Here is a 9,696-nt window from a genome sequence, read left to right on the forward strand (position 1 = left end):
TCTGCATTCTCTCCTTATGAGGCATAATCATAAAATCCTTTACCTGTTTTTTTACCTAACCAACCGGCTTCTACATATTTTTTCAGCAGTGGACAAGGACGGTATTTTGAATCATTAAATCCTGTATATAAAACTTCCATGATTGCCAAGCAAACATCTAGTCCAATATAGTCCGCCAAAGCGATTGGTCCCATAGGATGATTTGCGCCAAGCTTCATAGCTTGATCTACTTCTTCGGGTGTTGCTACTCCTTCTTGTACAGTGAAAATTGCTTCATTGATCATTGGAATCAAAATACGATTAACCGCAAATCCCGGAGAATCTTTGATATCGATCGTGCTTTTTCCGATTTTTTCACTGAGTTCCTTAACAATGGTTGTTGTCTTATCACTCGTTGCCATTCCTCGATTGATCTCAACCAATTTCATGACTGGAACAGGATTAAAAAAATGTAGTCCAATAACTTTTTCAGGGCGATTCGTTGCTGCAGCAATTTCTGTGATTGAAAGCGAAGATGTATTGCTGGCTAAAATTGTTTCTTTATCAGTGATTTCATCTAATTCTTTGAAAATAGCTAACTTGATTTTTTTGTTTTCTGTTGCTGCTTCCACAACTAATTGAGCGTCTTTTGCATCTTGAATATTTGTTGAAAGTGTAAAATGAGCCAGAATACTCTCTTTTTCAGCTTCTGTTTTACGGCCTTTTTCAACATCACGCGTTAACCCTTTCTCAATTTTAGCGAACCCTCGTTGTACAAATTCTTCTTTGATATCATTCAAGATGACACCATATCCGGCTTGCGCCATAACTTGGGCAATACCGCTGCCCATTTGTCCTGATCCAATGACCATAATTTTTTTGATTTCCATTTTCCCACTCCTCTAAACAAGTAATAAGCAAGCTAAACTTGTGTTTGATTTACCCAATTTTTTGAAATTATTTCGTGTTGTTTTTCTATAGAACCGCCATAAATAGTTGTTAATTTAGCATCTCTGGCATAGCGCTCAAGATCATTGTTCCGCATATAACCATAGCCTCCAGTCACCTGGATAGCCATTTCTGTTACTTCTACAGCAGTATTACCGGCTTTCAATTTAACCATGGCGATCATCGTCGAATCAGCATGATGACTGCTGACGATTTGGTTTAATAAAGCGGCTGTTGCTTGCAATTCAGTATACATTTCAGCTAGTTTAAATTGCGTATTGCGTAAATCAATCAATCTTTGACCAAATTTACGATCTTGACTAACATAATTTAACGCTCGATCAAAAGCACCTTCAGCGATTCCGACAGCTTGAGCAGCAATGGATAATCGTATACGATCGTTAATAGCTTGGCATTGTTCCGCCCCGTTACATTGACCACCTAACACATTCTCTTTTGGAATACGAATATTTTCAAATTCAAGCGAAGCGACCGGAAGAGCTCGCATCCCCATTTTTTCTTCAACACTCCCTATCGTCAGCCCCCACATTTCAGCATCCAAAATAAAATTGCCGTATCCTTTTGTTCCATCTTCAGCAATTGTCTTACTTCCTACCAAATAGATATTGGCTTTTCCCGCGTGTGAAACAAAAGTTTTAGCTCCATTTAATTCCCAATAGTCTTCTCTTTCAACTGCAAGAGTTTCCATATTTTCAAGATCATTATTCATACCTAGCTCATTCAAACCATATGCGCAAAGTAATTCTCCACTTAACGTACTAGGCATATACGTTTGTTTTTGGTATTCTGTACCGTATTGGTATATTGGCCAAATTCCCATTGAAGATTGAGTCAGCAAAATGCTAGCTGTTGATGCACAATCTCTTGAAACAATTCGAATGACATCCAAAAAATCTTTAAATGATCCTCCAAGGCCACCATACAACCCATCAAATGGCATCCTCAAAACATCCATATCGCTTAATTGTTTCAGTTGTTCTTCAGGATAAGCTTCTGTTTTATCATATTCAGCAGCGACGGGTTGAATAACTTTCTTTGAAAAGTCGGCAACCTGGCTGATTAATTGATCCATTGTTGCATTCGTCATGTTTTCTTATTCCTCTCTGGTATTGGTAGGCAGCGGTTAGATCAATCTAGGTTTAACGTTCGACGATCAGTGACATTCCTTGGCCTCCACCGATACATAAAGTTGCTAAACCGCGTTTTGCATCGCGTTTTTCCATTTCGTGAAGTAACGTGACCAATATACGAGCACCACTGGCTCCAACTGGATGTCCTAAGGCAATTGCTCCACCATTAACATTTACGATATCTGTATTGAATTTTAAGTCATTAATCACACTTAAGGCCTGCGCGGCAAAAGCTTCATTTGCTTCGATTAAATCTAAATCATCTACTGTCATACCCGCTTTTTGCAAAGCTTTTTGAGTAGCCGGAATTGGGCCACAACCCATGATTTTAGGATCTACACCTGCACTTGCGTATGACTTGATGGTAGCTAGTGGTTTCAATCCTAATTCATCTGCTTTTTCTCGACTCATTACGATCAGAACAGCTGCGCCATCATTCAACCCTGAAGCATTTCCGGCTGTAACTGAACCATCTTTTTTAAAGGCTGGCTTCAACTTGCCCATCGATTCTATTGTAGTGCCAAACCGAGGATGCTCATCTGTATCAACTATTTTAGGATCTCCTCTGCGTTGTGGCACTTCGATTGGTACGATTTCTTCCTTGAAGCGGCCAGATGTTACGGCTTTCTCAGCATTATTTTGACTACGAACAGCTAATTCATCTTGTTGCTCACGCGTAAATTGATACTTTTCAACAATGTTTTCAGCTGTTACTCCCATATGAATATCGTGGAACGCATCTGTTAATCCGTCGGTCAACATCGTATCGATCATTTGACCATTTCCCATTCGTTTCCCCCAACGGGCATCCGGCAATACATATGGTGCTTGACTCATACTTTCTGTTCCCCCAGCGATAACAATCTCATTGTCTCCTGAAAGGATCGATTGAGCTGCCAACGCAACCGTTTTCAGTCCTGAACCACAAACTTTGTTGATGGCAAAAGAAGGTACATGTTTTGGAATACCTGCTTTTACGGCTACTTGTCGAGCAACATTTTGCCCTAATCCAGCACTTAAAACGTTCCCAAAAATCAGTTCATCAATCATTGCTGGATCTAAGTTGATACTTTCAATAGCTTTTTTCACCACAGCTGCTCCTAAGTCTACTGCTGTTACATCTTTAAGAGCACCTCCAAATGTTCCTACTGGTGTTCTCAATGCTGATACAATTACGGCTTCTGTCATGTAAATTTCCTCCAAGTAGTGATTTATTTTTTCATATTATCTTTTCCGTTAAGCGTTTACATTATTATCATATAGGCCTTTACCCTAAAGGTCTAACAAGTATAAATTACAGATTCCATAAGTATCGTTAATAGATTTGTGAAAAATTGTGCATAGAATGCCAAAAAAAAGAAAGAATCAGACAAAAATGTCGACTCTTTCTTTTTCTTACCCTAAAAAAGTTTGTACAATGTTTAACTGTTTTTGCTTATTTATTCCATCGGCTGATAGAAATAACTTAAAACGGATTCATGTAAAGCTGTTTCGACAGCTGAATAATTATTCTTTATAGGACGACACAACAGTACATTAAACGGAATAGGATTTTTAAATGATTTTTCAACGTACTCATCGCTACTTAAATAACGACGGATCGGTGAAGGTAAAATAGCAATCGTATCACTATGGTGAGTTGTTTCAATTAAGAAATCCCATGAAGAAGAAGTGAAAATAATTTCTGCATTTAACTGGTTTTCCTTGAATGCCCTTTTGACTAAATCATTCGTCACAAAAGATTCATTGAAAGTCGCGATTGGGTAATCATTGATATCTTTCCAATTGATTTTATTCTTCTTACCCAATGGATGGGTAGGCGACATGAAGGCTGTCATCTCATCAATTTGAATAACGTGCTCTTCAAATGATTTTGGATCTAAATTAGTTGGTTCAATTAATACGACGTAATCTAAGTCTTTTTGCAGAAACATCCTTCTGAGTTCATGGCTGCCATCTTCTACGATCTCAATCTTGATCTCAGGATTTTCAACAATAAATTTAGAAAAGAATTTAGAAAATAAGACGCGTAAAATTAAGGAAGGCATACCAATACGAATAGTCCCTTTTTGTTTGGATGATTCTTTTCGGATCATACCCTTCATCTCACCATGCAATTTCAACATATCTAACGCATATCGATACAGCATAGTTCCACTTGGCGTTAGTTCTTCAAGCCGTCCATTTTTACGATAAAAAAGATTTAATTCTTCTTCTTTTTCAAAGTTAGTGATCATCTGGCTCAAAGCAGACTGAGAGATATGAATTTTCTTTGCAGCTAACGATAAATTGCAACCGCATTCAACAATGTTAATAAAATAATTTAATTGTGTAATATCCAATTTTTGCTATTCTCCTTTTATATTTCCTTACTTCTAAATAAAACCTTTTTTTCTGCTCCATCATTTATATATATGTTTAGCATAACACGGTTTTCTTTAATTGTGTAATGAGAGCAAAAAAAAAAGACTAAGAAAATGGAATACTTGATTCCATTTTCTTAGTCTTTTATCTTTTAAACAAACGCACCTACGCCTGTCAAATATCTTCCAACAATTAAAGCATTGATTTCATGTGTTCCTTCGTAAGAATAGATGGCCTCTGCATCTGCAAAGAATCGAGCAACATCAGTTTCCAAGGTGATCCCATTTCCACCTACCACTTCACGAGCCAATGCAACGGTTTCTCTCATCCGTAAGGCATTATGCATTTTTGCCATTGAAGAATTCACTTCACGGTAATTTCCTTGTTCTTGCATTTGAGCCAAACGGACAGAAAATGCTAAATTAGCAGTCACATTTGCTTGCATGATAGACAATTTTTCTTGAACCAATTGGAAGGATCCTAGATTTTTACCAAATTGTTGACGATTTTTTACGTAGCGCAAAGCTGCTTCAAAAGCACCTGCAGTCAATCCTGTTGCTAAATGTGAAATATCCGCACGAGTGATACGTAAAATACTCGATACATCTCTAAATGAATTCACTTTTTGCAATCGACGATCTTCTCCAACCTTTACATCCGTAAAAGTGATATGCCCATTTTGGGTCATACGAAGCGAAATTTTTCCTTCGATTTTTTGAACATGGACCCCTTCAGCTTTACCTGGGATCACAAATGCTTTTACGTTTCCGTCAGCTTCATCGCGAGCAAAAACAGTCATTTCATCTGCTGATCCAGCTCCACCGATCCAACGTTTTTCACCATTAATGATCCATGTATCTCCTTCTTTACGTGCACTTGTTGCCAATCCCCCAGCAATATCTGATCCATGCTCTGGTTCTGTTAAAGCAAAACAGCCTTGAATTTGAAAAGAAGCCGTTTTTTCAGCCCATCGTTCAATTTGTTCTTCGCTCCCACCTTCAAGTATAGTAGCATAGAACAACCCACCATGAACGGTATAGAACGTTGCAATAGAAGCATCTAGTTTAGCTAACTCAAAATATCTAAACACATTGTACAATTCACTCGGTTTGCGTTTATCCGCACGGTTTTCGAACAATAATGGATTATCCATCATTCGGACTTTTTCTACCTTTTTGAATGCTTCAAATGGAAATTCGGCTTTTTCCCAATACTCGCTTAATAGTGGTCGTAATTCTGTTTCTAATGCTTCACGCAATTCTTTTAGAACTATTAATTCTCCGTCGGTTAATGCACTTGAATACTCATATAGATCTGATGGGTAAAAAGTAGCTAAATCAACTGGTCTTTCCTTCGTCATTGTGTTCATCATATTAATCGCCCCTTAATTTTTTTAATTAGTATTTTATATATGAACCGCTTACAAAGCTTAATTTAAGCCATTTAAAGCTTTTCGTCTACTTATCTATAATTATAGAAGCTATAAGTAAAGCTTAACATCACTCAATGATCCTTGATTGATATTGCTTTTCTACCCATTAGCTTGATCAAAAAAAACATTATTTGGAATACTGATCCAAATAATGTTTCTAATTTATTCAATCACGATCTGTGCTTGTTTACTTCTGCTTAATGAAGCGACAACATTTTTTCCCGTTTCATCCCATTCGATCATCCGATAATAAGCATCATGATAAAAAATAAATTTATATTGATTTTCATAAGCCTCTTTCATCCATCTCTCTTTACTAAATACCGATGTCATCGGGTAGTCATCATAAGCTAAAACCCATAATGGATTTTGATGGGCATGTGTCGGCATAATATCAGCCATGTGCAGCAAAGTCTCATTTGCTTGTGTTAATTTTATAATCGCATGCCCCTCGCTATGTCCCCCAGTATGGATCATATCGATACCCGGGACTACTTCAAGGGAACCTTGATAAGTAATGACTTGATCTTGGATTGGTTCCCAATTTTCTTTCCAGTAGGTACTTTTGGAACGTATATTTGGACTTCTCATTTCATCCCATTCAATCTTATTTACGTAAATATCGGCATTAGGAAAAGTTGAAACTAGTTTCTTGTTCTCAAAATGTGTCAGCCCACCTGCGTGGTCAAAATGGAGATGTGTCATTAAAACTGCATCAATATCTTCTACACTTAATCCTAATTCTGCTAAACTTTCTTGCATTTTCGTTTCTTCTGCTACCCCATAATTACGCTTTTGTTTATCTGATAATTTCCCTTGCCCTACTCCAGCATCAATCAAATAATTTTTATTTTGGTACTGAATGAGTATTGCATCCGTCGGCAATTCAATTTGATTTTTATCATTGACCGGATATTTACGTGACCAGAGTGCTTTTGGTACAACACCAAACATCGCACCTCCATCCATCGACGTGACCCCGCCATCCATCCACGTTAAGTTCATGTCGTGAAATAGTAAGCTATCCATCTCCATCCTCCTTTTTTTTTAAAAAAAGCGTTTCCACTCATTTGCAATTGATTATAAGCATTTTTTTTATTTATTCAAAGTAAAACGATAATCAATTCTGCTATTTCATTTTTTTAGCTGCTAAAATTTGTTACTAAACACAATCAAATAAAAATAAACAAAAAAAACAAATCCAAAGTTATTAGCTTCAGATTTGTTTTTTTAAGGTTAAAAATAGTTTAGCGTTTGATTCCTAAAATATCTTCTTTCGCATGGATCAATTGCGTGATTTGTTTACAATATGGTGCTTCAAAACCTTTAACTTCTGATTCTTTTGCTACCACACCATTTAAAAAGTCGATTTCAGTTGGGCGCTTGTTTTTTAAATCTTGGTGCATTGAAGGGTAATGTCCCCCAACTTTTTCAGCTGTTGCCTTCAAGTAATTTACGATTTCTTCAACATCTAATTTTACGCCTTCAGTTTCTGCTATACGAGAAAATTCACTAACGATCCCGTGATTTAATTCGTCGATTTGAGAAGTTTCAAATAATTGTTTGATATTGCAATCTAGTAAAGAACAAAGTGCATTCATTGTCCCGTTAACACAGGCTTTTCTCCAAGTTGTATAATGAACATTTTGACTATAGATACCATTTAATCCACAATCTGCCATCATTTTCACAACTTGACGTGTACCTTCTTCTTCATTTTCATCACTATTTTGTACTTCAACGGGACCTTCTCCCATAAAGTGTGTTTTTCCAGGAGCATCTAGCCCACCTGTCCAAACAGTCGTTCCCATAATGATATTCTTTTTAGGAATGTATTCAGAAATAGTATCAGCATGACCCAAACCATTTAATAGGCAAACCACTTTAGTTTCTTCCGTTAACATATGTTTGATTTTTTCCAACATATGTCTTAAGCCCATTGATTTAGTAAAGATAAAGATCGTGTCGAATGTGTCTTTGATTTCTTCAGGCTTACCGATTGGCATGATCACATTGTCTTCTTTTCCATTTACGGTGATTGACAAACCATTTTCTTTAATGGCTTTGATATGTTCTTCCCAAAAATCTATTAGGGTAACGTCATTTCCACCTTTTTGCATCATGTAACCAAATCCGCATCCTAAAGCTCCTGAACCTGCAATTGCTATTTTCATATTAAAATTCCTCCATTCATCTAAAATAAATTAGTCGATTATTTTGAAACGGGTATAAATTTGAAGATTTCATCTTCATAAATATGCAAGAATTTGCCGCACACCATGTCAATAATGTACCCAGCACCGAAAGGAATCACAAAGTAAGCTATAACAACACCTAACAAACTTGTTCCCATGCTGAACGCTTGAATAGGTCCAACTAATCCAACGATCCCAAATCCAGCTGTTTGTGGAATACCTTGAATCGTAAGGACATAGACGCCTATGCCTGAAACGATTGCGTTGAGGATTACAGGAATCATAATTTTAGGGTACTTAATCAAATTAGGAATCATCATTTTCATAGCGCCAAGCAAAATGGCCAGCGTCGTTCCTGCGTTATTGATCCGGATAGACCCAATCACAAGAATCGCAGTACAAGCTGTTACTCCTACTGCTGCAGCACCAGCTCCTAAACCGGATACGCCTATCGCAATTCCTATCGCTACTGTTGATATTGGTGAAATAATTAAAACGGAGAAGGCCACAGAGATTAAAACAGCCATCAATAATGGTTGAAGAGTAGTAAAACTGTTGATTACCTGGCCTACTAAAGCAGTGATCATGCCGACATATGGCAACATAAGCAAACCAATCGTCCCTACCCCAACGCCCACAATGATTGGCATAAGGATCAGTGTCAATGAACCTAATCGTCCTTGCATCGCACGGGTAACGAAAACAGCAATAGCGGAAACAAGCATAACATTTATCAAGTCTCCGATCCCAACTAGTTGAATACCAGTTTCAGTAACTTTATAAGCTCCTGATCCTAAAAAAGTTGCTGCGCCGATAATGACGCTTTCCATTCCGTTCATTTTAAATTGCAATGCTACAAGCACACCGATAATGGCAGGTGTAATAAATTGCATGGTACTAGCAACCGTTGCTAAAAGAACGAATATAGAACCATAAGGGATAAGGGCTTTGAATATAGAACCTAATATTGCATTTGCAATCAATCCAATAACGATCCCGGATGCTGTTCCTCCTAAAACCTTATTCAAATAATCTTTACCTGTATATTTTACTCTCTGTTCCATTAACCTCAACCTTTCTTTTTAGAATTAGTTGAATAATTAATCTTTTTTTATGTTTGTTCAATTATTCACTAATTTTTCTACTTATTGATGATATCACAATAAAAATTTGATTACAACCTTAATTTCAGTTTTCTCATTTTCAGCTTATTTATTTTGTATCCCTTAAAAATAACGTCAATTTTCGACTGTATATATACATAAATTCATTGCACGTCAACATTCCACCCATTAAAATTAATAATATATATTTATTATTCAGATCCAAAAAATAAAATTTAAAACTAATTCTATTTTCAAAATTTATCTTTTCAATCTTGTTCATCATTTAACAACACTGCAAATTTTTTTGAATCAGTAATTTTGATTTTAAAATTTTTTGTTTTTTTTGCATAAACAAACACTTGTTTTCTTACTTTATACACGTTTAGAATTTTATTATTTTCCTTAAAAAGGATAAAAAAACACACCTTTTTGTAAGAGGCTGCTGAAAAAGTCAGATAGAAATATCTGGCTTTTTTGCTATTCATCGAATAGGACAAGCAGTATAATGAAAGAAAAAATGG

Annotated in this window: 9 protein-coding genes; all 9 read right to left on the reverse strand. The window is 36.4% G+C overall.

The window, feature by feature from the left end; translation table 11 throughout:
• Nucleotides 1-14 precede the first annotated feature (14 nt).
• On the reverse strand, nucleotides 15-869 hold the full coding sequence (locus J7E16_RS10765) for a 3-hydroxybutyryl-CoA dehydrogenase (protein ID WP_214891621.1): 855 nt from the start codon (nucleotides 867-869) through the stop codon (nucleotides 15-17).
• 32 nt (nucleotides 870-901) lie between these two features.
• Complete coding sequence (locus tag J7E16_RS10770) at nucleotides 902-2,035, reverse strand: acyl-CoA dehydrogenase family protein (protein WP_214891623.1); 1,134 nt, start codon at nucleotides 2,033-2,035, stop codon at nucleotides 902-904.
• A 52-nt stretch (nucleotides 2,036-2,087) separates the two neighbouring features.
• Nucleotides 2,088-3,266 (reverse strand): acetyl-CoA C-acetyltransferase, encoded by a 1,179-nt coding sequence (locus J7E16_RS10775; RefSeq protein ID WP_214891625.1) that lies wholly within the window; start codon nucleotides 3,264-3,266, stop codon nucleotides 2,088-2,090.
• A gap of 251 nt (nucleotides 3,267-3,517) precedes the next feature.
• Nucleotides 3,518-4,420 carry a LysR family transcriptional regulator gene (locus J7E16_RS10780; protein ID WP_214891627.1) on the reverse strand — a complete coding sequence of 301 codons (903 nt, stop codon included), beginning with the start codon at nucleotides 4,418-4,420 and terminating at the stop codon, nucleotides 3,518-3,520.
• 173 nt (nucleotides 4,421-4,593) lie between these two features.
• Nucleotides 4,594-5,814, reverse strand: coding sequence for an acyl-CoA dehydrogenase FadE (gene fadE, locus J7E16_RS10785; RefSeq protein WP_214891629.1), 1,221 nt, complete (start codon nucleotides 5,812-5,814; stop codon nucleotides 4,594-4,596).
• Nucleotides 5,815-6,036: 222 nt separating this feature from the next.
• Nucleotides 6,037-6,903, reverse strand: a complete 867-nt coding sequence (locus J7E16_RS10790) for a YtnP family quorum-quenching lactonase (protein ID WP_214891632.1) — start codon at nucleotides 6,901-6,903, stop codon at nucleotides 6,037-6,039.
• 218 nt (nucleotides 6,904-7,121) lie between these two features.
• Nucleotides 7,122-8,048 carry a 2-dehydropantoate 2-reductase gene (locus J7E16_RS10795; protein WP_214891634.1) on the reverse strand — a complete coding sequence of 309 codons (927 nt, stop codon included), beginning with the start codon at nucleotides 8,046-8,048 and terminating at the stop codon, nucleotides 7,122-7,124.
• 38 nt (nucleotides 8,049-8,086) lie between these two features.
• The gene (locus tag J7E16_RS10800; protein WP_214891636.1) at nucleotides 8,087-9,133 is read right to left on the reverse strand and encodes a PTS sugar transporter subunit IIC; all 1,047 of its coding nucleotides are present in this window, start codon (nucleotides 9,131-9,133) and stop codon (nucleotides 8,087-8,089) included.
• Between the two features lie 308 nt (nucleotides 9,134-9,441).
• Nucleotides 9,442-9,696, reverse strand: a 255-nt coding sequence (locus J7E16_RS10805) for a hypothetical protein (protein ID WP_214891638.1), incomplete at its 5' end; no start/stop codon positions are given.

Source organism: Carnobacterium sp. ISL-102, assembly GCF_018612935.1.
Taxonomy (GTDB): domain Bacteria; phylum Bacillota; class Bacilli; order Lactobacillales; family Carnobacteriaceae; genus Carnobacterium_B; species Carnobacterium_B alterfunditum.

What these genes read in the sequence shown, in the direction of transcription:
- J7E16_RS10765 (WP_214891621.1), bottom strand. Translation starts at nt 869, where the DNA reads ATGGAAATCAAAAAAATTATGGTCATTGGATCAGGACAAATGGGCAGC.
- J7E16_RS10770 (WP_214891623.1), bottom strand. Translation starts at nt 2,035, where the DNA reads ATGACGAATGCAACAATGGATCAATTAATCAGCCAGGTTGCCGACTTT.
- J7E16_RS10775 (WP_214891625.1), bottom strand. Translation starts at nt 3,266, where the DNA reads ATGACAGAAGCCGTAATTGTATCAGCATTGAGAACACCAGTAGGAACA.
- fadE (WP_214891629.1), bottom strand. Translation starts at nt 5,814, where the DNA reads ATGATGAACACAATGACGAAGGAAAGACCAGTTGATTTAGCTACTTTT.
- J7E16_RS10790 (WP_214891632.1), bottom strand. Translation starts at nt 6,903, where the DNA reads ATGGATAGCTTACTATTTCACGACATGAACTTAACGTGGATGGATGGC.
- J7E16_RS10795 (WP_214891634.1), bottom strand. Translation starts at nt 8,048, where the DNA reads ATGAAAATAGCAATTGCAGGTTCAGGAGCTTTAGGATGCGGATTTGGT.
- J7E16_RS10800 (WP_214891636.1), bottom strand. Translation starts at nt 9,133, where the DNA reads ATGGAACAGAGAGTAAAATATACAGGTAAAGATTATTTGAATAAGGTT.